This is a genomic window from Pseudodesulfovibrio sp. S3 (genome assembly GCF_004025585.1).
Taxonomy (GTDB): domain Bacteria; phylum Desulfobacterota; class Desulfovibrionia; order Desulfovibrionales; family Desulfovibrionaceae; genus Pseudodesulfovibrio.
Window position 1 is genome coordinate 293,806 of sequence record NZ_QTZO01000001.1, and the last position, 23,573, is coordinate 317,378.

21 protein-coding genes and 1 pseudogene are annotated in these 23,573 nt (G+C 56.7%); 10 read left to right on the forward strand and 12 right to left on the reverse strand.

Annotated features, from left to right (window positions below):
* Positions 1-317: 317 nt before the first annotated feature.
* Genes DWB63_RS01500 through DWB63_RS01510 form a run of 3 tightly spaced genes read right to left on the reverse strand, consistent with a single transcriptional unit; the run spans position 318 to position 4,421 of the window.
* Positions 318-1,496 carry a radical SAM protein gene (locus tag DWB63_RS01500; RefSeq protein ID WP_128327028.1) on the reverse strand — a complete coding sequence of 393 codons (1,179 nt, stop codon included), beginning with the start codon at positions 1,494-1,496 and terminating at the stop codon, positions 318-320.
* 4 nt (positions 1,497-1,500) lie between these two features.
* Positions 1,501-2,613, reverse strand: coding sequence for an FkbM family methyltransferase (locus DWB63_RS01505; RefSeq protein WP_128327029.1), 1,113 nt, complete (start codon positions 2,611-2,613; stop codon positions 1,501-1,503).
* A gap of 32 nt (positions 2,614-2,645) precedes the next feature.
* Positions 2,646-4,421: an ABC transporter ATP-binding protein gene (locus DWB63_RS01510; RefSeq protein ID WP_241648530.1), complete on the reverse strand. Its 1,776-nt coding sequence runs from the start codon at positions 4,419-4,421 to the stop codon at positions 2,646-2,648.
* 324 nt (positions 4,422-4,745) lie between these two features.
* Here DWB63_RS01510 and DWB63_RS17460 point away from each other — a divergent pair.
* Positions 4,746-5,061, forward strand: a pseudogene (locus DWB63_RS17460) (DDE-type integrase/transposase/recombinase); the annotation flags it as partial.
* 320 nt (positions 5,062-5,381) lie between these two features.
* Here the strand turns inward: DWB63_RS17460 and DWB63_RS01520 are convergent.
* The 6 genes from DWB63_RS01520 to DWB63_RS01545 form a co-directional block, all read right to left on the reverse strand.
* On the reverse strand, positions 5,382-6,587 hold the full coding sequence (locus DWB63_RS01520) for an ROK family transcriptional regulator (RefSeq protein WP_128327031.1): 1,206 nt from the start codon (positions 6,585-6,587) through the stop codon (positions 5,382-5,384).
* A gap of 130 nt (positions 6,588-6,717) precedes the next feature.
* Positions 6,718-7,797, reverse strand: coding sequence for a sn-glycerol-3-phosphate ABC transporter ATP-binding protein UgpC (gene ugpC, locus DWB63_RS01525; RefSeq protein WP_128327032.1), 1,080 nt, complete (start codon positions 7,795-7,797; stop codon positions 6,718-6,720).
* Between the two features lie 9 nt (positions 7,798-7,806).
* Positions 7,807-8,643 (reverse strand): carbohydrate ABC transporter permease, encoded by an 837-nt coding sequence (locus tag DWB63_RS01530; protein ID WP_128327033.1) that lies wholly within the window; start codon positions 8,641-8,643, stop codon positions 7,807-7,809.
* A 15-nt stretch (positions 8,644-8,658) separates the two neighbouring features.
* The gene (locus DWB63_RS01535; RefSeq protein WP_128327034.1) at positions 8,659-9,591 is read right to left on the reverse strand and encodes a sugar ABC transporter permease; all 933 of its coding nucleotides are present in this window, start codon (positions 9,589-9,591) and stop codon (positions 8,659-8,661) included.
* Positions 9,592-9,652: 61 nt separating this feature from the next.
* Positions 9,653-10,912 (reverse strand): ABC transporter substrate-binding protein, encoded by a 1,260-nt coding sequence (locus DWB63_RS01540; protein ID WP_164879740.1) that lies wholly within the window; start codon positions 10,910-10,912, stop codon positions 9,653-9,655.
* Between the two features lie 45 nt (positions 10,913-10,957).
* Complete coding sequence (locus DWB63_RS01545) at positions 10,958-11,875, reverse strand: N-acetylmuramic acid 6-phosphate etherase (RefSeq protein WP_128327036.1); 918 nt, start codon at positions 11,873-11,875, stop codon at positions 10,958-10,960.
* Between the two features lie 125 nt (positions 11,876-12,000).
* On the opposite strand from DWB63_RS01545, the gene DWB63_RS01550 reads away from it, so the two are divergent.
* From DWB63_RS01550 to DWB63_RS01565, 4 genes are read left to right on the forward strand one after another with little or no spacing between them, the layout of a single operon-like run.
* Positions 12,001-12,882 (forward strand): BadF/BadG/BcrA/BcrD ATPase family protein, encoded by an 882-nt coding sequence (locus tag DWB63_RS01550; protein WP_128327037.1) that lies wholly within the window; start codon positions 12,001-12,003, stop codon positions 12,880-12,882.
* 2 nt (positions 12,883-12,884) lie between these two features.
* Positions 12,885-13,928 (forward strand): SIS domain-containing protein, encoded by a 1,044-nt coding sequence (locus DWB63_RS01555; protein WP_128327038.1) that lies wholly within the window; start codon positions 12,885-12,887, stop codon positions 13,926-13,928.
* A complete protein-coding gene (gene nagA, locus DWB63_RS01560; protein ID WP_128327039.1) occupies positions 13,928-15,070 on the forward strand; it encodes an N-acetylglucosamine-6-phosphate deacetylase in 1,143 nt (380 codons plus the stop codon). Before DWB63_RS01555 ends, nagA begins: the two co-directional genes overlap by 1 nt.
* A gap of 16 nt (positions 15,071-15,086) precedes the next feature.
* On the forward strand, positions 15,087-16,163 hold the full coding sequence (locus DWB63_RS01565) for a Gfo/Idh/MocA family oxidoreductase (RefSeq protein ID WP_128327040.1): 1,077 nt from the start codon (positions 15,087-15,089) through the stop codon (positions 16,161-16,163).
* Between the two features lie 147 nt (positions 16,164-16,310).
* On the opposite strand, the gene DWB63_RS01570 is transcribed toward DWB63_RS01565, so the two are convergent.
* Positions 16,311-16,601 (reverse strand): hypothetical protein, encoded by a 291-nt coding sequence (locus tag DWB63_RS01570; protein ID WP_128327041.1) that lies wholly within the window; start codon positions 16,599-16,601, stop codon positions 16,311-16,313.
* 139 nt (positions 16,602-16,740) lie between these two features.
* On the opposite strand from DWB63_RS01570, the gene DWB63_RS01575 reads away from it, so the two are divergent.
* Complete coding sequence (locus DWB63_RS01575; RefSeq protein ID WP_128327042.1) at positions 16,741-16,929, forward strand: hypothetical protein; 189 nt, start codon at positions 16,741-16,743, stop codon at positions 16,927-16,929.
* A gap of 180 nt (positions 16,930-17,109) precedes the next feature.
* On the opposite strand, the gene mazG is transcribed toward DWB63_RS01575, so the two are convergent.
* Positions 17,110-17,916: a nucleoside triphosphate pyrophosphohydrolase gene (gene mazG / locus DWB63_RS01580; protein WP_128327043.1), complete on the reverse strand. Its 807-nt coding sequence runs from the start codon at positions 17,914-17,916 to the stop codon at positions 17,110-17,112.
* A 41-nt stretch (positions 17,917-17,957) separates the two neighbouring features.
* Positions 17,958-18,488, reverse strand: coding sequence for a CvpA family protein (locus tag DWB63_RS01585; protein ID WP_128327044.1), 531 nt, complete (start codon positions 18,486-18,488; stop codon positions 17,958-17,960).
* 192 nt (positions 18,489-18,680) lie between these two features.
* Here DWB63_RS01585 and rfbC point away from each other — a divergent pair, with 192 nt between their 5' ends.
* The 4 genes from rfbC (at position 18,681) to qrcB (ending at position 23,568) form a co-directional block, all read left to right on the forward strand.
* Positions 18,681-19,250: a dTDP-4-dehydrorhamnose 3,5-epimerase gene (gene rfbC / locus DWB63_RS01590; protein ID WP_128327045.1), complete on the forward strand. Its 570-nt coding sequence runs from the start codon at positions 18,681-18,683 to the stop codon at positions 19,248-19,250.
* A gap of 5 nt (positions 19,251-19,255) precedes the next feature.
* The gene (locus DWB63_RS01595; protein WP_128327046.1) at positions 19,256-20,686 is read left to right on the forward strand and encodes a mannose-1-phosphate guanylyltransferase/mannose-6-phosphate isomerase; all 1,431 of its coding nucleotides are present in this window, start codon (positions 19,256-19,258) and stop codon (positions 20,684-20,686) included.
* 172 nt (positions 20,687-20,858) lie between these two features.
* On the forward strand, positions 20,859-21,608 hold the full coding sequence (locus tag DWB63_RS01600) for a cytochrome c3 family protein (protein ID WP_128327047.1): 750 nt from the start codon (positions 20,859-20,861) through the stop codon (positions 21,606-21,608).
* A gap of 13 nt (positions 21,609-21,621) precedes the next feature.
* Positions 21,622-23,568: a menaquinone reductase molybdopterin-binding-like subunit QrcB gene (gene qrcB / locus DWB63_RS01605; RefSeq protein WP_128327048.1), complete on the forward strand. Its 1,947-nt coding sequence runs from the start codon at positions 21,622-21,624 to the stop codon at positions 23,566-23,568.
* Positions 23,569-23,573 lie beyond the last annotated feature (5 nt).

The window sequence follows — 23,573 nt, forward strand, 5'->3', positions numbered from 1 at the left end:
TTTAGCTCTTAGTTGGGACAGCTCCTTATCAAATTAGGGCCTGCTTCTTGAGAGCCTGTTGGATCTTTTTGGCCGGATGCATCCCCGGAGCATGAATATAGAGAATGTTGGAAAAGGTCTTTTGTGTCTCGTACCGGGGTCTGCGTGGAGTCGATTGCAACCGTTTTTATGTTGAATTCGTCCAGAAACGGCAGGGTATCGTCGAGCAGGTGATGCCGGTTGTGCGTCGGGAGGATTATGGTGATGTCAGAGTGCATATAGGTCCGTGTCGATTGGTTGCGGGTGGTTGATTGCTTTTGGATCAGCGGTCGGGTTCCCTAGAGTTCCATCAGGTCGATTCTGTTCAGAGTGGTGTGCTCCTTGGAACGGGCGCTGAGGTCGTGTCCGACGACCGTGCCGTTGGTCTCCATCCTGTCCGCTCCGTCCAGGATGCGGCGCTCCTTCTCCTTTCGGTTGACCTGGCCGTCCATGGCGGCGGCCTCGGTGTTCGGCCCGGCCATGAAAATGTTCCCCATGACGTAGCGGAACCGGTACTGCAGGATGAATTCCACGGTTTCCTCCCATTCCTCGGAGGTTTCCGTGGGGAAGCCCGCGATCACGTGGGTCTCCAATTCCACCCGGGAGCCGTCGAAGATCGAGTTGAACACCGTGTGCAACTCTTCTTTCGTGTAACCTCGCTTCATGGCCGCTAGCACCCTGTCGTTGGCCGACTGGATAGGCACGAGCGCCTGAAAGATCGTGCCGTCCTTGACAAGCGCGCTCAACTCTTCGGTATAGTGCAGGCACCAGGCGGGGTGGATCTGTTTGAGGCTGATCCGGACGTCGGGGTGTATGGCTTTGAGTTCCCGGATGAGTTCGATGAGGGTTGTGCCGGTATCCACTCCATAGGCACCGATGTCGTCACCGAAGAGGGCGATATTCTTGACCTCGGTCTTCTCGACCATTTCCCGGGCCTTGGCGACGAGCTTTTCTTTGGGGAAGCTCCGGTAGGGCGGGAAGGCCCGCACCTCGGTGCAGTAGGTACAGAGCCTGGTGCAGCCCTCGGACAGGAAAATTTTGATGTATTGGTCGTCGTTGCCGATTTTTAATTCGGGGTGGAGTTTCTTGTACTCGTCGATGGGCAGGGGGATGGGCGCCTCGACCACAGGGTACGGAGCGTCCATATGCTCAACCCCGAAGACCTTGGCGAACTCCTCACGGTCGTTGTTGTAGTGGATGATCTCGCCGTGAAAATTGTTCTCTACTTCCGAGGGGTCGATGGACGGCAGGCAACCTGCGGCCACCACCGAAAATCCCCTGGACTCGAAGTCCTTGAGAACCGAGATGCTGTTGTCGTGGAAGTCGCCTCTCACGGCGCAGGTCCAGACAAGAACCTTGTCCGCTTTCTCGGGGGTATCGACCAACTCGTGGCCGTTCTGTAGAAGGGCTTCCCTGTACTGTGTGGTGTTGACTCTGCGCATGGGGCATATATTCAATGTCTTGATATAAACTTTCATAATGCTAGACCGTGTACATGATGGTGTCGTTACAGCTTGTGGAGTGGTGCCTGATGTAAATCCGGTAGTCCGGGGCGATGTCGTGTATATACTCGGGGATTTCCAGGAGGTCGATGATGTTGTGGTAGAGACAGATGCCGAGCTTGGGGTGGTGTTTCTGGATAGTATCCTTCGCGCCTTTCAGGGCATTCAGCTCGGCCCCTTCCAAATCCATTTTGATGATTGAGACAGGGACGTCCTTCAATTCATCGTCGATTCTGACTACTTCAATGCCGTCATCATTTTTTTTGTCCATGACCGAGGCGTTTGATTCGCTGACCGCGGAATAGACGCCGTCCCAACTGAAGCCGATGGAACCGTTGCGGTTGTACACTCCCTTGGGGATGATCGTAACATTGTCTATGCCGTTGTCGGCGATGCACGCAGCAAGGGCTTCAAGGATGTTTTTGTCCGGTTCGAATGCGTAGATGTGTTTGTACCGGCCCTTGGACGTTTTATTGAAAAGCGTAATGGTGTCACCATCGAAGGCTCCGCAGTCGACATAGACTGAGTCCTCGTCCGCCGCCAGCAGCGATTTGAACAGGTACCAGTCGTCATCGACCCGGGGAATGGACTCGAAGTCTTCTCGTTTTCCCGTGCTGTGTGCCTTCAGGACCTGGCGATAAACTTGACGCGACAGATCGTCAGCCAGAAAAGCTTCCACGGCCTTGAACCGTTCTATGTGTTGCGTGAAGTAGGGTTGGAATTGTTTGCCGGAGAAATAATGGGTGCAGTTGAAGTCCACGGGGCAGACCGAATTCGCACCGAATTGAGTCTCCAGTTGTTCCTTAATCTCCCAGAAGTAGGCGGGGGAAGTGACGACAAAGGTCTTGGTGTCAGGCAGCGAGGCTACCTGATCGAGAGACTGGACGGTATACCCTAAAATCTGTCTGCCGTGCTTCTTCTTGTCGTTGTCGCAGATGGACAGGGCCGTGAATCCTTTTTGCTCAAAGCGTTGCAGAATGCCCTTGAGCGCGAAGCCTGCGCCGAAGAACACGATGGGTGCCGCCTTGTCCCGGGATGCAAAAAAGGCGTCCGCAACGTTGGAGTTCATTGTCAGTTGTTCATATGAAAGCATGGACTATCCTATCGATTGAGCTTGACGGGGGCCTACTCTGCGTTTTTTTGATTGTCTTCGAATTGCATTTTGTAAAGATTGGCATAAAGGGGGCAGCTCTCAATGAGTTCAGCGTGTGTCCCGGAGGTGACTATGCGGCCGTTCTCCATGACCAAGATGACGTCGGCGTTGAGGATAGTGGAGAGCCGATGCGCGATGACAATGGAGGTGCGCCCCTCCATGAGGTTGTCCAAAGCCATCTGGACTACACGTTCAGACTCGGTGTCTAGGGCGCTGGTGGCCTCGTCCAGGATGAGCAGGGAGGGATCTTTCATGATCGCGCGAGCTATGGTCAGTCGCTGCTTCTGCCCTCCCGATATCTTGACCCCGCCTTCACCGACGACCGTGTCGTAGCCTTCAGGCATGGCTGAGACGAATTCATGGGCGTAGGCACCCTTGGCCGCACGCACCACCGCATCCATATCGTAGTCATCGTGGGCGTAGGCGATGTTCTCCGAAACGGAGACGTTGAACAGAAAGGTGTCCTGTGAGACCAAACCAATCCCTTGGCGTAAGCTCTTCAGTGTATATTGCTGGATGGGACGTCCGTTGAGCAGGATACGTCCTTTGTCCAAATCGTAGAAGCGCGGCAAAAGATTTACCAGGGTAGTCTTTCCTGCGCCACTCGGTCCGACTATCGCTACCCGTTGCCCAGCCTTGATGTTCAGGTTGATGTTGCTCAGTGACGGGTGGTTTGTACGCGGATAGGCAAAGTCTACGTTTTCGTAGGTGAGTTCCCTCAACTGGCCGTCGAATTCGAAGTCACCGTCAGTTTCAGCCTGGATGTCCGGGGAGTCGAGCATGTCGAATACTCGCTCCGTACCCGCCAAGCCGGTCTGTATCGATTGGTTGGCTGAGTTCATCTTTTTGATCGGATCGTACAGTTGGATCAGGCACACCAGGAACGCCGTCAGGTCTCCCGGCGTCATCACGCCTTCAACCACTCTCATTCCGCCTACCCAGAGGACCGTGGCGCCGGCTGCGGCGGCAATGATGTCCATAATCCGGGATGACCCTTCGTTGTAAAGGAGACTACGGATGAGTAATCTGGTGAGGTTCTCGTTTTCGTGGGCGAAGGCAGATTCCGTGCGCTGTTCGTTTGCGAATCCCTTGATGACTTTAATTCCCGAGAAGTTTTCCTCCAATAAAACATTAAGTCCTGAGAGGTTCGCTTGTGTTCTTCTGCCATATTTTCGAATCTTTTGGCCGAAGTAGATAAATGGATAAATTGCTATGGGCATGACCAGTAGGCTCCAGAAAGCTAGGTATGCGTCGAGGAAAATGGTCGTGCCGATCAATCCGGCAAGAGTAAATATCTGGCGTACGAACATGATCACGTTTGGCAAACAAGCGCGGACCGAGGTCACGTCACCCCCGACGCGGTTCATGAGCATGCCTATTTCGCTATCGGCAAAATACGCCATGGGCAGGCGGATGATCTTGGAGAACATGTCCCTGCGGAGGTCTCTTAAAACCTCCAGGCCCGTGGCGTTCATGATGACAACCTGGCCTATCTGTGTGATGCATTTGGAAACGATAAGAATGACGAAAGCGAGGATGCAGAGTTTGAGCGTTGCGGCGTCCTTATCGATGAGGACTTGGTCTGTGACGTATTTAGTTAACCAAGCCAGTGCAGGGCCTATGGGGGCATAAAGTAGCATGGCCAATATGGCAAATAGAATGCGCGATTTATACGGACCGAAATAGCCTATGCTCCGTTTTAGCAAATACCAGCTGGAAAATTTAAACAATTTAACGTTGTTAGCCAAAATATCTCCAATTATTATTCTGTAGCAAAATTCTATTAAGGTGATTAATTAAGTGTGTAAAGTGTAAAATTATGTAAATATTTATTGTCAGTAGGCTAAGTTCGGCCGACTCGGGGTGACCATCTCCCGGGTGACCTTGTCCGCTGGACAATTCCGGGCGGCAAGGCCTGCGGGTCTCTGCTGGAGTTGTTTTACAAGCAAATTCGATCAGGCTGCAAGCGATTACTCCAGGGCTGCATGTGAGTAGCACAACCCTGAACATCCCAAGTTCCGATATCTGCTGAAATGAGTTGCCATTCAGCGAAAAATAAAGCTTGGAGCACAGACATTGCCTATATCCCCATGCAGCGCGGTTTTCTGTGTCTGGTAGCAGGCATAGAGACTGGTGGAGCCGATTTGTGTTGGCGTGGGAGCTATCGAAGTCGATGGACAGTTCCTTCTGCATGCACTGAACAAGGCATTGTAAAGATCTACACCAGTGGTGTTCAATACGGACCAGGGGGCGCAATTCACGAGCTGTGAATTTCCCCACGTCTTGCAGGACAATGGCATCGCCATCAGCATGGACGGCAAAGGCCGCGCAATCGACAACGTGTTCATCGAGCGGTTGTGGTGGACGGTGAAATACGAGGATGTCCATCCCAAGTCGGACTCTGATGGAATCGAGCCATATTATGGTTTGACGCGCTGTTTCGATACTACAATGAGGAACGCAGACATTCGTCGTTGGACAGAATAACTCCCGTTGCTGTATACGGGAGCAGCTTGAATTTTCATTGAATTGGCTCGAAGCCTTTGCTCCGCCCTCGGCCACCGACGGTCTACGCTCTGCAACTACTCCGGCGTCCTTTCTCCTCGGAGGCATAAACTCTGACGCTGGATTTCATCTTAAAATGACCGATCAGTGGTCCAGAGGATGTGGGGGCGAGGATGTGGGGGCATCGAGCCGGAATCGTCTCTTTACAACGCGCAGCTCTGATGGAGTTTTTGCAGGACAAGGGCGCCGGCCCCGCGGGCGTAGTTTTCTTCCTGCCAGGGGCTGATCACGAGCTTTGGGGTGACGCGGAATACTTCTGAAGTGCAGGTTTCCATGGCCTGGGCCAATGGTTCGAAGAGCATGTCCTTGGCGAGGTTGCTCTTGCCCGTGATGATGATGGTCTCCGGGTCCAGGATGCGTGTCAGGTCGGCAATGCGCTGGCCGAGTATGGTGCCGGCTTGGGTAAATATATCCTGCAGCGCCTTTTCTCCGCTTTCAGCCGCTCGGATGACTTCTTCCAGTGTGATCCGGTCAGGATGCAACGGGTGCCAGCGGCCTGAGATGATCGCTTTCTTGGCCTCCTTGAGAATGGCGTGGGGGGAGGCCATTGCTTCGAGGCAGCCTTTCATGCCGCACCGGCAGGTGCACTCGCGCGCATCGCCCCTGACATGGCCGAATTCTCCGGCAATGCCCTGCCAGCCACGAACCAGGGCTCCATTGACATACAGTCCCAGGCCGATGCCGTGCTCCAGGGTGACCACGAAAAAATTGTCGATGCCTCTGGACGCGCCGAACCAGTGTTCATAGATGGCCAGCGTGTTGGAACTGTTCTCGATGAAGGTTTGGAAGCCGGTGCGCTTTTCCACCAGATCCTTGAACGGAATATCGGTCCAGTCGAATCCCTTGTTGAAACCGGGATGGAAATGGATCAGGCCCTCGTCGGAATTGACCAGGCCCGGAATGCCGAGTCCGAGCCCGGAGATATCCTCCGGTATGAAACCGTATCGGGTGCAGCAGGTTCTGACCGCTTCGGCAATCCTGTCCGCGATGGCCTCGGGCGTGGTGATGCTTTTGTCCAGCGGCAGGGCGTGCGAACCGATGACGCGGGCCTCCAGGTTGATGACCACCACGCTTATTTTTCCGGAAGAGATATAGGCTCCGGCCACAAAGGCCCCGTCGGGATTGAGGGCCAGGAGGATGGGCGGGCGTCCGGTGTGTTTGCCAGGCGCAGTTTTTTCGAAGATCAGGCCTTCGCCGATCAACGAGGCGGTGATGTCCGTAACAGTGGACTGTCCCAACCCGGTCTGTTCGGCGATTTCCTTGCGCGAGATGTTGCCTTGCAGCCGGATGGTCCGAAGTACGTTGTCCCGGTTGATGGCCCGCATGAGATCTCTGTTGGCAGCCTGCACTCGATTTCCTCCCTTGATTGAACCGATCTATAGTCTCCCCTGATGATTCTTTCAATGTTTGAAATGTACATAAACAGAAAGGCCGCCGGACGTTCCGACGGCCTCTGGGCGGTATGCGGTTTTGGAGCGTTTATTTCCAGGCGTTGCCGTCCGGTCCGAAGACATGAATCTTCTCGGTTCGGGCGGTCAGATGGACCGTGTCGCCGGTCTTGGCAAGGCTGGTGCCGGGGGCGCTGGCGATGATTGGGGTGCCGTCGGGCAGGGTACAGTAAATATAGCTGACGTCGCCCAGCCGTTCCACCACGTCCACCTGGGCCTTGAGCAGGCCGGTTTCCGCGGTGTCGAGCAGCAGATGTTCCGGTCGGATGCCGATGGTGGCTTCGTCGTTCTCGCTGGCAGGCGTGGTGTGCTCGAAACGGAGGGTCTTGTCGCCGGGCAGACGGACGGCAACGGTGTTTCCTGCGACTGAGGCCACCGTCCCCTTGAGGAAGTTCATTCTGGGCGAGCCGATGAATCCGGCCACGAACATGTTGGCGGGGCTGTTGTAGAGTTCGAGCGGGGCGCCGATCTGTTCCACCCGGCCATTGTTGAGAACCACGATCCTGTCGGCCAGGGTCATGGCCTCCACCTGATCGTGGGTGACATACACGATGGTGGCGTTGAGCTGCTTGTGCAGTCTGGCAATCTCGATGCGGGTCTGGACCCGAAGGGCGGCGTCGAGGTTGGAGAGCGGCTCGTCAAAGAGAAAGACCTTGGGCTTTCGAACAATGGCCCGACCGATGGCCACACGCTGTCTTTGGCCCCCCGAGAGTTCGGCGGGACGTCGGTCCAGGTAGTCGGTCAACTGGAGGGTCGCGGCCGCGTTGCGCACCCGTTGGTCGATCTCCTGCCTGTCGTGCTTCTTGAGTCTCAGACCGAAGGACATGTTCTTGTAGACCGTCATGTGCGGGTACAGCGCGTAGGACTGAAAGACCATGGCGATGCCCCTTTCGCGGGGCTGGACATCATTGACCATTGCGCCGTCGATGAAGATTTTTCCGGCGGTGACGTTTTCCAGTCCGGCGATGACCCTGAGCAGCGTGGACTTGCCGCAGCCGGAAGGGCCGACGAAGACAACGAATTCACCGTCGGATACATCGAGGTCGACGCCATGGAGGACTTTGACTTTGCCAAAGGCCTTGTCGATGCTTTTCAATCGGATATCAGACATGTTCTTCCCTTATTTGACCGCTCCGGCGGTGATGCCCCGGATCAGGTGTCTGGAGAGCAGGATGTATATGATCAGTATGGGCACGATGGCCAGGGTCAGCGAGGCCAGGACCGAGTTCCAGTCCGTGACGTACTGACCGATGAACTGCTGGACGCCCAAGGTGATGGTCTGGGTCTGGTCGCTGGGGGCCAGGATGAGCGGAAACCAGAGATCGTTCCAGACCGGCACCAGCGTGAACACCCCGACCGTGGCAATGGCCGGGCGCGTCAATGGCAGTATCACCTTGAAGAAAATGGTGTATTCGCTCACTCCGTCGCAGCGGGCGGCCTCTTTCAGGTCATTGGGTATCTGCTGCATGAACTCCGACAGGATGAATATGGCCAGGGGCAGGCTCTGGGCTATGTAGACGAGCACCAGGGCGGTCAGGGTGTTGGCGAGGTTCATGCTCACGATGAGATGGAGCAGGCTGACACTGCCGAGCCGGATGGGGATCATGATGCCTATGGCCAGATAGAGGCCAAGCCACTTGTTGCCCTTGAAGCGGTATTCGGACAAGGCCCAGGCGGCCATGGCGCCGAGCAGCAACACCAGGACCAGCGTTGCCACCGTGACGATGATGGAGTTCATGAAATAGATTTCGAAGTTGGAGCGCAGCAGCACCTTTTCGAATCCGTTCAGGCTGAAGGTGTCCAATCCGGGCAGTCCCGTGGGGTCCTTGAAGATGGCCTTTCTCGTTTTGAACGAATTGATGATGGTCAGGAAAATGGGCCACAGGGCGAGCACGGTGTAAGCCAGAAGAATGGCGTGGATACCTGCGATGCTGACGGCTTTTTTTGTTTTGTACATGTGTCTGCGCCTGCCTTAGAGCGCGTACCGGCGCAGTTTCCGTTGCAGGACGAACAGGTAGAAGAGCACGCCTGCGAGTATGACCAGGAACATCATGGTGGCCACGGTGGCCCCCATGGTCGGGTTGCCGAGCTGGAGCTGGAAGCCGAAGAAAGTGCGGTAGAAAAAGGTGCCCATGATGTCCGTGGAGAAGTTGGGGCCGGCCAGCGCGCCCTTGACCGAATAGATCAGGTCAAAGGCATTGAAGTTGGCAACGAATGTCAGGATGGAGATCATGGCTATGGTGGGCAGGATCAGCGGCAATTTGATGTGCCAGAAAATGTCCCAATGGGTCGCGCCGTCGATAATGGCGCCTTCTTCCAGTTCATGGGGGATGTTCAGCATGGCGGCATAGATGAGCATCATGGGTATGCCCACGAATTGCCAGACAGAGATCAGGGAAAGCGTGATCAGGGCCGAATTCTCCTGGCCGAGCCACGGCTGGAACCAGTCGGCCAGTCCGACAAATCCGAGAATGCCCTCGCTGACGCCCCATAGCGGGCTCAGGATAAGCTGCCAGATGAAACCGATGATGACCACAGAGAGCATGGTGGGCATGAAAATGAGCGTGCGGTACGCGGTCCTGCCGGTGAGTTTGGGCAGACTGAGAAGCGCGGCCAGCATGATGCCGATGGGGTTTTGCACCAGCATGTGAATGGAGAAGAAAATGAAGTTGTTCTTGAGCGCGTTCCAGAACGGTTCCGACCATTGGGGGTTGCTGACGAGGTCGATGTAGTTGGCCAGGCCGGTGAAATGGTATGCGCCGGTTCCGTCCGTGGTGTAGAGGCTCAGCCGGATGGAGTCGAGCAGGGGGTAAACCATGAACAGGGTGTAGATGATCGTGGCCGGAGCCAGAAACAGCACAATGTGGTGCGGAAAACGGTTGAATCCGCTGCCTGGTGAACTCATGGTTTGTTTCCTTGAAAAAGACAAAGGGACCCCTTTTGAGGAGCCCCTTTGTTTTCATTTGCTATTGTTGGGGCTTATACCATTTATCCAGGCCGGCCTGGGTTTCCTTGCCAGCTTCCTCGGGAGTCATTGTCCCGTTGATGACCTGGGCGCTGACGTTCCACAGCTGATTTTCCAGGTTCGGGGTGCCGCGGGAAAGGATCTGGTATGAGTTTCGGATGGTGGACTCGTGTGTGTTGCGCCAGTTCACGAATTCCTGTGCGACCGGGTCGCTCAATGTGACCTTGTGGCTGGACAGGGGGAAGAAGCCGGGCAAGGCGTTGGCGTAGAGGTCCGCGAATTCGGCGGTGGTCATCCAGGCCAGGAATGTACGGGCCGCTTCCTGATTCTTGGAGGCTGCGTTCAGGCCGAGCGCGATGTCGGTGTGGTCGGAGATGTAGCCTTTGGTCGCACCTGCGGGCAGGGGCGGCGGGAAGGCGCCGAACTTGAAGTCAGCCTGGGTGTTGAAGGTGGTGATGTCCCAGGAACCGGCAGGGTAGATGACTGCACGGCCCAGGGTGAACAGGTTCTGGCTGTCGGGGTATTTTTGGGCCTTGAACCCCTTGCCCATGTAGGGAGCCCACGCGGCAAGCTGTTTCCAGGTGTCGGTGTAGGGTTTGTCGGTCAGCTTGGCCGTACCGGCGATGAGCGCCTTGCGGCCTTTTTCGCCTTCCCAGTAGTTGGGGCCGATGTTCTGGAAGCCCATGGTGGCTGCTTCCCATTGGTCGGCGGTGCCCATGGCCAGGGGAATGTAGTTTCCGTCAGCCTTGATCTTGTCGAGAACGGCGAAGAATTCGGTTTCGGTCTTGGGAACGGTCAGGCCCAGTTCCTTGAAGGCGTCCATGTTGTAGATGAAGCCGTGGATGACGGACGCCATGGGGACGGCGAAAGTGGCCTTGCCGTCATCGGTCTGCCAGGCGGATTTGGCCACGTCCGAAAATTCGTTCATGCCGTCCAGGTTGTCCAGGGCGACAAGGTAGCCCTTGTTGAAGAGTTCCAGGGAGGCATCAAAGGGACGGCAGGTGATCAGGTCGCCTGCGGTGCCGCCGGCCAGTTTGGCGTTGAGGCCTGCATTGTACTCGGCAGGGGGCATGGGTGAGAAAACGACCTTGATGTCCGGGTACTTCTTGTTGAAGGCCGGGATGATGGTGTCGTTCCAGATGTCGATATCGTCATTACGCCAACTTTCGATGGTCAATGATGCGCCGGCCAGCGCTACGGTGGTGATCATGGATGTGACCATCAGCGCGGCCAGGGCAATCCCGGTAAGTCTTTTCAGCATGAATCCTCCTGGTTTGGAAATATTATCAACAATATACATACCCGATCAGGCTTCGGCAATGCGAATCAGCGCGGTGCGGAGATTCTGTCCGGATTCGGACAGAACACTCCGAGCCTGGGTCGGAGTCAATCCGGTTGCCGTGAGTACGGCTGTCTTGACATGCCCGTTGCTTTCGGCAAGCGCCTTGCGGGCGGTTTCATCTTCCACTCCAGCGATGGTGGCCACCATTCGGGCGGCGCGGTCCCTGAGCTTGCCGTTGCCGGGTTCCAGATCCACCATCATGCCGTCGTAGACATGCCCGAGCCGGATCATGACCAGGGTCGAGAACAGGTTGAGGGCCGTTTTCTGGGAGGTTCCCGCCTTGAGACGAGTGGAACCGGCGATCACTTCCGGCCCGGTTTCGAGCAGGATGGGGTGGTCTGCGATGCGCAGCAGCTTGGCGTCGGTATTGTTTGCAATGGCAACGACCAAGGCACCGTGTTTTCTGGCCAGTTCGGCAAAAAGGCAGGTGTAGGGGGTGCTGCCGCTTGCCGAAACCGTCACGACCACATCCAGTTCGCAAACAGCGCTTTTCTCCATATCGTTTCGGGCCGCATCCAGGCCGTCGTCACCTGCTGTCTCAATGGTCAGGATGTTGTTGGGATCATCTGCGCGGAAAACGGCCAGACGTTCTTTGGGCCAGCCGAAGGTGCATGGCAGTTCCAGTCCGTCCAGGGCGGCCAGTACGCCCGAAGTGCCAGCTCCCACGTAAATGAGGCGGCTGTCAGGGATGCGCAATCGCTCTACTGTGGCCAGGGCGGCCTTTTCGATGTGGCTTATGGCCTTTTCGACGGCGGACACGCCGTCGAGCTGGTCCTGCCACAGGACCGAAAGCACGGCTTCCGAGGGCCAGGTGTCGATTCCCGCCGAGCCATGGCTGACGTGTTCCGTGACGGATGGAGTGGAATCAATTTTTGCTGACATAGGAGGCTTCTTAGCACACAGGTGTGTGACAGGAAAGAAAATCAACTTATTTCGGTCACCGAGTTTAGCCGATTTGTTTGCACTGGGAGTGTCTATTGGGTACGTCTTATACAGGAGTGTAAACCATGCAAGATCAAAGGCTCTTGGTAGGAATAGATGGCGGCGGCACGAAATGTCGCGCCAGGGTGGCCACCATGGACGGTGAAGTCCTGGGTGAAGGGCAGGGCGGTCCGGCCAACACCCGTTTGGGGCTCGATGTCGCCTTCGGCAGTATCATTGCTGCCGTTGATATAGCCCTGGCTTCGTCAGGCCTTGATCTGGACAGGAAAAAGGAAATCCACGCCGGGCTTGGGCTGGCCGGTCTGTCTCTCAAACGGGAACGAGACATGGTGGCTGCGTATGATCATCCCTTTGCCTCCATGACCGTTGAATCCGATGCCTATATCGCCTGTCTGGGCGCGCATGGTCGGACCGACGGGGCTATTCTCATCCTCGGCACGGGCAGTTGCGGCACCGCTCTTTTGGGCGGTGTGGAGCACACGGTGGGCGGCTGGGGGTTTGAAATATCGGATCATGCCAGTGGTGCCCATATCGGCTACCAGGCTGTCCGGGCTTCTCTGCTCGCCCTGGAGGGCGTCATTCCTTGGGGTGGGCTGTCCAGCGAGATCATGGAACAACTGGGCAATTCACCGGAGAAGGCCGTGCCTTGGGCCGAGACGGCCACCCCTGGAAAATATGGTAAATTTGCTCCCAGTGTCTCCAAATGGGCCATGGAGGGTGACCCCCTGGCAATTCGCATCATGCGTGAGGCAGGCGAAGACGCCGGATTGCTGCTTCGGGCCTTGGAGGCCAAGGGTGCGGAATGCGTTGCGCTCATAGGCGGCGTGGCCTCGGTCATTGAGCCGTGGCTGCCCGCGGACGTGATGCACCTGATTGTTTCCCCTGCGGGAGATTCGTTGGACGGAGCCTTGTTGCTGGCCCGCATGCATCTTGAAGGAGGAGAGTGACCATGAGCGAGGCGATTGATCCTACCGCGACCTTGATGCACAAGGAGACGTGCGAAGCCCCTGCCGTGGTCGCGCTCCAAAAGGAGAAAAACGACACTGTCTGCGCCGAACTCGCAGCCCGCTTTCTCAGCAATCCTCCCCGCTTGGTGGCGACCTGCGCAAGGGGGAGTTCCGACCATGCGGCCACCTATGCCAAGTACCTGATGGAAATCCATCTCGGCATTCCGGTCATGTCCGTGGGCCCTTCGGTGGGGTCGATATATAAGCGTCCCATGAATTTCAAGGATTGTCTTTTTGTGGTCATATCCCAGTCCGGCAAAAGCCCGGACCTTCTCGCCAGTGTTGAATGGGCCAGAGACAACGGCGCCTTCGTCCTGGCCCTGGTGAACCGGGAGGATTCCCCTGCGGCAGCCATGGCGGATGCGGTCATTCCCCTTCTGGCCGGAGCGGAAAAGAGCGTGGCCGCCACCAAATCCTATATCGCCTCGTTGAGCGCATTGCTCCATTTCACTGCCGCCGTGTCCGGTGACATGGCCTTGGGCCGTGCCTTCAACACCCTGCCGGAGGAATTGGAAAGAGCCTTGGGACTCTCCTGGGACGAAGCAGTGGAACCGCTGGCCGATGCCGAGAATCTGTTCGTGATCGGGCGTGGACTGAGTTTCGGGGTGGCGCTGGAAGCCGCCCTCAAGCTCAAGGAGACTTCCGGCCTCCACGGCGAGGGCATCAGCGGTGCGGAGATCATGCACGGTCCGCTGGCCCTTGTACGCCGCCGGTCCAGGATATTGGCCTTCAGCCAGGAGGACGAAACCCGTCCAGGCCTGTTGGAACTGGCCGGGGTCCTGCGCGGCAAGGGGGCCAAGCTCTACATGGCCGAAGAAGGTGAGCCGATGCCGGGGCGTCTGCCCATCGTGCCGGGGATGCATCCCGCTGCCGCTCCCATCGCCATGATTCAGTCCTTTTACTGCATGGCGAACCTGCTTTCCTTGGCCCGAGGCATGAACCCGGATACCCCGCCTTCGCTCAAGAAAGTTACGGAGACCCTGTGATGCGACAGTTTTTCGTCAACGGGCGAATTTTCACCGGCGACATGTTTGCCGACGGGTATGGAGTGGAAGTGCGGGACGGGATGATTACGGCCCTGCACCCCGAGGAACTTCCGCCCGGAGATGCCCGGGTGGTTGATCTCGGCGGCAACCTGCTTGCGCCCGGATTTATCGATATCCAGGTCAACGGGGGCGGCGGGGTGCTTTTCAATGACACTCCGGACATGAAGACCATCGAAACGATCATCGAGGCGCATCGTCGGTTTGGTACCACCAGCCTGCTTCCCACGTTCATTTCCGACAGATGGGACGGCATGGTCCGGGCTGCCGAGGCTGTGAGGCGGGGTATTGCGCAACGGATGCCAGGTTTGCGCGGCGTCCATTTCGAAGGTCCGTATATCAATGTGGATCGCAAGGGCATTCATCTGGAGGAGAATATCCGTTCAGTCGATGAAGCGGCTCTGGATATGCTCTCCTCGGGCGACATGGGCGTGGTGATGACCACTGTGGCCCCGGAAAAAGTGTCCCCGGAATATATCGGCTCACTGGCCAGGGCCGGAGTCCTGGTGTGCGCCGGGCATACTGCGGCCACCTATGAACAGGCCAGGGCCGGGCTTGAAGCCGGTATTGTCGGATTCACGCATCTTTTCAACGCCATGTCGCCCCTGACGAGCAGGGAACCGGGCGTGGTCGGTGCGGCCTTGGAGGATAAGGATAGTTGGGTCGGCGTCATTGCTGACGGACATCATATTCATTTTGCCACCCTGAGGGTGGCGCTGGCCGCCAAGACACAGGGCAAGATGTTGCTGATCACCGATGCCATGCCGACCGTAGGGGCAGAAGACAAATTCTTCGTCCTGCAAGGCCAGCCCATCACCGCTGACGGAGGCCGCTGTTGTTCCGCTCAGGGAACCCTGGCCGGTTCCGATCTGGACATGGCCGGAGCGGTCAGGAATGCCGTGGAACACCTGCGCCTGCCGTTGGAGGAGGCCCTGAGGATGGCCTCGTTGTATCCGGCCCGGTTCCTGAGGTTGGATGATCGTCTGGGCCGGATTGCCCTTGGCTTTGAGGCGGATTTCGTGCTGTTGGACCACGGGTTGAACGTCAAGGAAACATGGATTGGCGGCAAGGCCGCCTCCGCCTGATAAAGGATAGAGAGTCATGCAGGAAAAAGTGAGAGTGCTGGTTGTCGGGTTGGGGAACATGGGCATTGCCCATGCCAAGGCATACCACGGATTGGACGGGTTCGAGATTGTCGGGTTGTGCAGCCGACAGGCAACGAGCATGACCGGGCTGCCCGCCGAATTGGCGGGGTACCCCCGGTTCGACGACTATTTCAACGCCCTTGAAGCACTCAAGCCGGATGCCGTCAGCATCAATACCTGGCCCGACACCCATGCAGAATTCGCCTGCAAGGCCTTTGAGGCGGGCGCGCATGTCTTTTTGGAGAAGCCGATCGCCGAGACAGTGGCCGAGGCCCGAAAGGTGGTGGATGCCGCTGTCAGGGCTGACCGCAAGCTGGTGGTGGGGTATATCCTGCGCCATCACCCTTCCTGGGCAAAGTTCGTGGAGCTTGCCCAGGATTTGGGCAAGCCGCTGGTCATGCGCATGAACCTGAACCAGCAGAGCAGCGGCTCCGAATGGGGTGTGCACAAGCAGTTGATGAAGAGTCTGTCGCCCATCGTGGATTGCGGCGTGCATTACGTGGACATCATGTGTCTGATGACCGGGGCGCGTCCGGTCAGGGTCAATGCCATGGGCGCACGTCTGTCCGATGAGATCGCGAAGGACATGTATAACTACGGTCAGTTGCAAGTGTTTTTCGACGACGGCTCCGTGGGCTGGTATGAAGCGGGCTGGGGGCCGATGATGAGCGAGACCGCCTTTTTCGTGAAGGATGTGGTCGGTCCCAAGGGGTGCGTCAGCATTGTGGCGGCAGAGCAGGCTGGACAGGGGCACGAGTCATCGGACATTGACGGACACACCAAGGCCAATCTTCTGCGCCTGCACCATGCACAGACGGATGCGGACGGCGGCTTTGTTAGAGCCGACGAGCTGATCGAAATGGAGCACGATCCCGGGCACGACGAGTTGTGCCTGTATGAACAGGAATACTTCCTCAAGGCAATACGGGAGAATATCGATCTGGCTAAACATATGCAGGATGCCGTCAACAGTCTGCGCATCGTCTTTGCTGCTGACGAATCCATTCGCACCGGAAGGCCGGTTGCTTTATAACTGGCGTTGAACAAGTTTTTTTGTAACGAATTCAAGGGCTTGCCATATGGTTGGCAGGCCTTTTTCGTGGCCGTTTGTGGGGAAAAAGTAGCCCCGCCCTCTTGTGGAAGAGCGGGGTTCCTTTTTCAGGGCGTCATTCCCAGGGGTTCAAATGATTGAGTCGACGACCACGCCTTTGGCGTGAGCGCCGAGTACGTTGGTCTGGAAGTCATAACTTTGGGCCATGCCGGTCTTGTCCGATGACGAAGAGCCGGGATTCATGTAGTCCAAGGTTTTTGAAACGAGCGAGGCTTCGGCGGATACTTTGTCCACCGGAGCGTAGCTCGAGCCGCTGCCGGAATCGTTCATGTAGTCCAGGGTCTCGGAAACCACGGCTGCGCCGAATGTCTGCTGATCAAAGGGCGTGTAGCCTCCGAGACCGTCGATTGCCATGGTCATATGTGGTACCCTCCCTGGCCGTAGGCCGGAAATAACGCTTGTCTGCCATATCGGCAGTTTGCTCGATATCTTTAGGGCGGATTGACGAAAAATGTTGGCCAATGAATACGGTACAGTGTATCGGGAGATGGGAGGCTCTATGGAAATTGAGATCGGTTGGTTTATTGTTGCCGTGATTATTTCCGTCGGTATCGGCGCTCTGCTGTACAGGCGTCAGAAGCCGGCACTGTCCGTTCCGTACCTGTTGGTGGTCGTGATTGGGACACTTTTTGCGGTCTACTATATACTCAATGTGCTTTTCGGCACCGGCAGGACAGGCTGGCCTTGATGGCCGGAAGGGTGGAATAATGGATCAATTGAGCATGATGGTGGCTGCGGCGGCAGTTGGAGTCGGCGTGGCCGCGTTCCTGATCTGGAAATTGCGGAGCCGCTGTGTGCCGTGACTCCTCATGTATGCGGCTGTCGGCGCAGGCGTCGCCGCATTCTTTTTCCTGAAATATCTCTTCGGTTAGGATTCGTCCCAGTTCTTCACTTCATCCCAGAGGCTGTTCATTTCTTCCAGACTGAGTTCGGACATGGTGAGGCGGCGCATTTCAGCCAGTTCTTCCATTTTGCCGAACCGTCCGAGAAATTTCTGGTTGGCGAAGTCCAGTGCGGCATTGGCCTTGATACCCTTGCGCCGTCCCAGTTCCACCAAGGTGAAAAGGTAGTCGCCGAATTCCCTTTCCGATTCTTCCTGGTTGCCTGAATCCAGGGCTTCCTGCCATTCCTGCCATTCTTCCTTGAGCTGGTTCTCCACAGCCTCGTCCGAATCCCAGGTGAATGCATTGCGGGCGGCCTTGGAGTTGATGCGGTAGGCCTTGAGCAGGGGAGGGAGACCGGTTGGGAGGGAATCGAACATACCCTTTTTGCCGGTCATTGCGTTCTCTGCGCGCTTGGTGCGCTCCCAGTTGTCCCAGAGCTCACTGATGTTCTTGAAATTCTTGTTGCCGAAGACATGGGGGTGTCGGCGGATCATCTTGGCTGCACTGTAATTGATGGAATCTTCCAGGGTATGCGCGCCGTCCCGCTCATAGAGGGTGGCCACGAACAGGAGGATGAACATGACGTCGCCCAACTCTTCCATGGCCTCGCGGGTGTCGCCCGACCTGATGCCCTCGATGAGTTCGAAGGCCTCCTCGATCAGGTAGTCGCACATGGAGCGGGGGGTCTGTTCCTGGTCCCAGGGGCAGCCGTCGGGCGCGATCAGGGCGTCGATGACTGCGAGAAGTTCTTTCATGGCCCGGGCAGGGGCGTCATATCTCTTTTCGCCCATGGCGAATATCCTCCGAAGGTGTGTTGAGACGATTTGGGGAGTTACTCTGCCGAATCATTGCCTTTGATGCCCAATACGCTCTTGGCGGAATTAAGGGCTTCTTCGGGGGAAGGCAGGTCGACATATTCTCCCATTTTGTTGACCATGTGCTGTGCCTGGGGCGCAATGGCCGATTCGGTGAGGATATCCGAGCGCGGAGCGAATGTCTGGAGGAACATCAGGCCCACCAGGCAGATGAGCACCCCTTCGATCAAGCCGAAAATGCCGCCGGCAGTCCTGTCGATCCATCCGAGCAGGCTGATTTCCAATGCGGACTTGAGCAGCTTGATCAGCAGCCAGATCACGATGAGGGTGCCGAAGAAAATGAGTGAATAGGAGAGCGCGCTGACCGTGATCTCGCTGTCGATGTACATTTTGACGTGCGGAGCGATCAGGTGATTGAAATTGGAGGCCAGGAAAATGGCCAGCACTACTGCGATCAGGGAGAGAACTTCCTGAATCAGGCCGCGGAAAAAACCACGCAAGAGAAACAAAATGAGTATGCATATGAGAATGATATCCAGAAAATTCATACAAATGCGTCCTTGAATTGCTGAAGTGTGTTCCCAAACAAAGGACCTAGCAAACTGCCGGACAAATGTGAACAAGGAAGCGTGTTTTATTTTTGATGCCGTGATGGAAACAATTGGCTGGGCTTGTGCCCATGGCTGATCTCGGCTACATGGAAGCCAGTCACGTGTCACTACACACAAATGGAGAAGCGGATGCAGGTCCACGAGACAGAATTTCCCGGCCTCCTTGTTCTGGTCCCCAAAGTGTTCCAGGATGAGCGAGGTTTTTTCCTGGAAAGTTATAATCATCAGTTATTCAAGAATATTGGAATAGACTGCGATTTCGTGCAGGACAATCATGCCTATTCAAGGGATATCGGCGTCCTGCGCGGATTCCATTTCCAGGTGCCGCCTGCGGCCCAGGCCAAGCTGGTATGGGTGACGCGCGGCGCGGTCCTTGACGTTGTCGTGGATCTGCGCAAGGGGTCGCCGACCTATGGAAAGTGGCAGCACGTCATCCTGAGTTCCGCCAACTTCAAACGCATGTTCATTCCCCGGGGATTCGGTCACGGTTATGTCACCATCATGCCTGACACCGAGTTTCAATACAAGGTGGACGCCCCCTATTCCCCCGAGCACGAGGGGGGCATCATCTGGAATGATCCTGATATTGGCATGGAATGGGAAAGCGGTCTGGACGGCCGGGCGCCCATACTGTCCGAAAAGGACAGGCGGTTGCCGAGGCTTGCCGATTTCGATTCCCCCTTCACCTACGAGGATTAATACATATGAATGATACCGGTTCGGTCAAAGAAAGTTTTTCCCAAGACTGTCACGCCATCATCCTGGCGGGCGGTTCCGGCACAAGATTGTGGCCGCTTTCCCGTAACCTCCTCCCCAAACAGCTTCTGGTCCTGGGCGGCGAAACCACATTGCTGCAGCAGACCGTGACCCGTGTGCTCGAGGCATTCGATCCTTCGCGCGTCTGGGTTGTGACCAACGAAGAGCATGTCTTCGAAGTGCGCAAGCAGGTGGCTTCCATAGACGAGGCCTTGGAACGGCAGGTCTTGGCCGAGCCCTTGGGCAGGAACACCCTGCCCGCAATCATGCTGGGGCTGGACAAGGTGGTGGAGGCCGATCCCAAGGCTCTGGCCGCGGTTTTTCCGTCCGATCATCTCATTCGCAACGGCCAGGCCTGGGTGTCGGATCTCATGCGTGCTTCACTCCTGGCCGCAGACAAGCAGTTCGTGACATTCGGCGTGGAGCCGGACAAGCCCGAAACCGGGTACGGTTACATAGCCTTGGGCAAAGATCTGGGGCAGGGCGCATACCGGGTGGAAGGCTTCGTGGAAAAGCCGGATTTCGCCACTGCACAAAGGTTTGTTCGTGAAGGCTCCCACCTTTGGAACAGCGGCATGTTCCTGTTTTCCGCCAAGCATTTCCTGACTCAGGTTGCCCGTTGCGAGCCGGTCCTGTGGGACTGGTGGATGTCGCGGGATGAAACGCCCCTGGTACAGGGGTATAGGGATATTCCCAATATTTCAGTTGACTACGGTGTGGTTGAAAAGATCGACAACATTGCGGTGATCCGGGCAGGTTTTGCCTGGGACGACCTTGGAAGCTGGGAGGCCATGTACCGCGTGGGCGACAAGGATGAAAACGGCAACGTCATCCAGGGCGATGTCCTGGCCATGAACTGCCGTAATTCCCTGCTCATCAGCGAAGGGGGCAAACTGGCCGTGTCGGGATTGTCCGACATGATCATGGTGCAGACTCGCGATGCCACTCTGTCCTGTCCCATGGACCAGGTCCAGTCCGTGCGCGACGTGGTGGCCGCCCTCAAGGCCCAAGGAAGTCAGCTCGTGGAAAGTCATTCCACCGTGTACCGGCCCTGGGGCAACTACACCGTCTTGGAGGAGGGGCCGCAGTACAAGATCAAGCGTATCCAGGTTAATCCCGGCGCCCGTCTGAGTTCCCAGATGCACCATCACCGCAGCGAACACTGGGTGGTGGTGGACGGCACGGCCGAAGTTGAGGTGGATAATACGCCGGTGATATTGGTCGAGAATCAGTCCGTGGACATCCCCAAGGCGTCCCAGCATCGTCTGGCCAATCCCGGAAAAGTACCCTTGAATATTATCGAGATTCAGAGCGGCCCGTATCTGGAGGAGGATGATATCGTTAGATTTGAGGATGTGTACGGGCGTGTGAAGAAATAAAGTTCCTGTGTGATTGTTTGCGGATTACCAATTGGAATATATATAGTTTTCCAAGTAAAAGAGATCGTGAAAATTTTCATATTCTCTTGACACCAAAACGATTGGTGCTTTATGGGAACGTAGTTCAATTGGTGTGATTTTCACATTAACTTTAGAGTGATGGGGCGAGGTTATGGAGGAGAGAAAAGCATCGAAACGGTGTGGAGGGGTGTTTCCCTTTATCATCGGCTTTCTGGCCACTTGCGTTTTGGGGTGGGCTGTAATCCCCGGCATGTTCTTCTGTGAAGAGGAGCAGCCTGTCTGGTTCAGCCATGCCATCCACGTAGACGGCCAAGGAATGGATTGCGAAAGCTGTCACTATTTCCGGGACGACGGCTCTTATGCCGGTTTCCCGACCAACGAAGTGTGCGCCGAGTGTCATGCGGTCGATCCTGAAGAGGCAATGGAAGCCATTGCCGAAGCCGGTATCGATCCGTCGGACTACGAAGCCATCATGAAAGCCGAGATCGAAGCCATCGAAGACAATCTGGCTTCCTCGGAAGACAACACGAAGCAGGCTGAACGCGAGTACGTGGTCAAGTACCTGATCCAGGGCAAGGAAGTTCCCTGGCTGAACTATCAGTATCAGCCGGATAACGTCTACTTCTCTCATGCTGCTCACAAGGATCTCAGTATCGCAGAGCTGGCCGGGATGAAGAAGGAGTTGTCCAGCGTGGTCGACTCTGCAGTGTTCGAGGGCGAAGCTCCTGAGCAGAACTGCAACCTGTGTCATATGAAGGACATTCAGCTGAACGATGTGCCTCCGGCATTCCAGCGGAACATCCTTTCCGGCTACAGCAAGATGACCATGAAGATGTGGAAGTGCGAACGGTGTCACGCCCTCAAGGGCCAGCCTAACGCCTGCTACACCTGCCATAAGTAAAGGGGTACTGAGAATGAGCGTAGCACGCAGAGCTTTTATTCAGATGAGTGTGGGCGCCACCGTCGGTATCCTTTTTACACCGACGGTCTGGACCGCCCTTGATGATGTGTCCATTTGGACTCAGAACTGGCCCTGGATCCCCAAGTTGAAATACGGGGAAGTCAAAGGGATGCCGACTGTGTCCAAGATGTGTGAGTCCGGTTGTGCCGTGAAGGTTCGCACCGTTGCCGGTGAAGCCTTCGGTGTCGAGGGCAACCTCGAGAATCCGCTTTCCGGCGGTGGTGTCTGTCCCCTGTGCGCCAATGGCGTCCAGGTCAAGAACAGCCCGACCCGGATCAAGGCTCCCATGTTGAACGGTGAGGAAATCACCTGGGAAAAAGCCAAGGAAGTCGTGGCCGAGAAACTGGAAGCCGCCGGCAGCAAGGTCGCTGTCATCTCCGGCGATCAGAACGGCACTGTCAACGAGGTTTTTTCCGCACTGCTTACCGATAAGGGAAGCGATGCCTTCTATGTCATGCCCTGCGACATGCAGGCTGCCGACAAGGCATGGAACGGCCTGATGGGCGGTTCCGGTCAGATCGGTTACGATCTGGAAGGTGCTGACGTAGTCCTGCTGGCCGGTGCCGACGCCCTGGAATCCTGGGGTCCGACGGTTGCCAACCTCAAGGCTTTCGCTGCCAATGAATCCGGCAAATTCCTGTTTGCCGGTCCCATGCAGACCAAAACTGCCGCAGTCGCCGACAAGTGGGTGCCGGTCCCGGCAGAAGGCATGGCCGCCTTTGTCCTGGGCATCACCTATTACGTCCTGCAGGCAGGCAATACCGTGGAAGTGGCTGATTTCGATCAGTTCAAGGCCATGGTCATGAATGACTACAGCCCGGCCAAGGTCGAGGCCGCCACCGGCGTCAAAGCCGATCAGATGGCTGCCATTGCAAAGCAGTTGCTGACCGCTTCCAACCCCGTGGTTGTTCCCGGTGGTTCCGTTGCAGCTCACGGCGCAGCCTTTGCCCTGAACCTGCTGCTCGGCGGTGCCATGAAGGCTCTGCCCGAGTTTGGTAAGGCCGTTGCTTCCTCCATGAGCCGCTCCGAGATGCTCAAGGCGGATATCCTGAAAGGCGTCGACACCGAGTTGCTGTTCGTCTACGAAGCCAATCCCGCCTATGCCTTGCCCGAGAAGGTCAAGGCCGGTTTCACAGTGGCCTTTGATACTGTCCATAACGAGACCACCGCTACCGCAGATTTGGTTCTGCCTACCCTGCACGGGTACGAGCGGTTCGACGACCTGGTCAGCCCCTATGGTGTGGGTGCAGCTACCTACGCCCTTGGCGCACCGGTTTCCAAGCCGTCCGTCAATGCGGGTTGTGCAGCCACCTTCATGCTCGGTCTGGCCGATCTCGGCTTCGAGACCTTCGAGGATGTCCTGGGCGCCAAGGTTGACGCCGTCGGTGCCGACATGGCCGGTTTGATCGAAGGTGCGGCATTCGTGGTCGACGGGGAAACCCCTGTTGCGACGAGTTTCGCCGCCAGTGTGCTGGGCAAGGCTGCCGTTCCCGTCAAGGGAACCGGGGCCGTGGGACTCGCTCCTTATACCCTGCTCAACATCGGTACCGCCAATCAGGCCACCACACCCAACGCTCCTTGCACCATCAGCAACAATCAGCTTGTAGGCGACTACATGGTTGTCATGATGGCTTCGGCCACGGCCAAGCAGTTGGGCGTGACCGTTGGCTCCAAGGTGAAGCTCTCCGGTGGAAAGGGCGAATGCGAAGCCCTGGTACAGATATTCGAAGGCGTCCTGCCCGGCGTCGTGGCTGCCCCTCTGGGCCTGGGTCACACTGTCGGCGACGAGTTCTCGAAGGGCAAGGGCGATAATGTCTACAAGATCCTCACGGTGAGCTCAGAGGCTGCCGCTGGCGCCTCCACTTGGGCCGGTTCCACTGTGAATGTCGCCAAAATCTAGGGGGA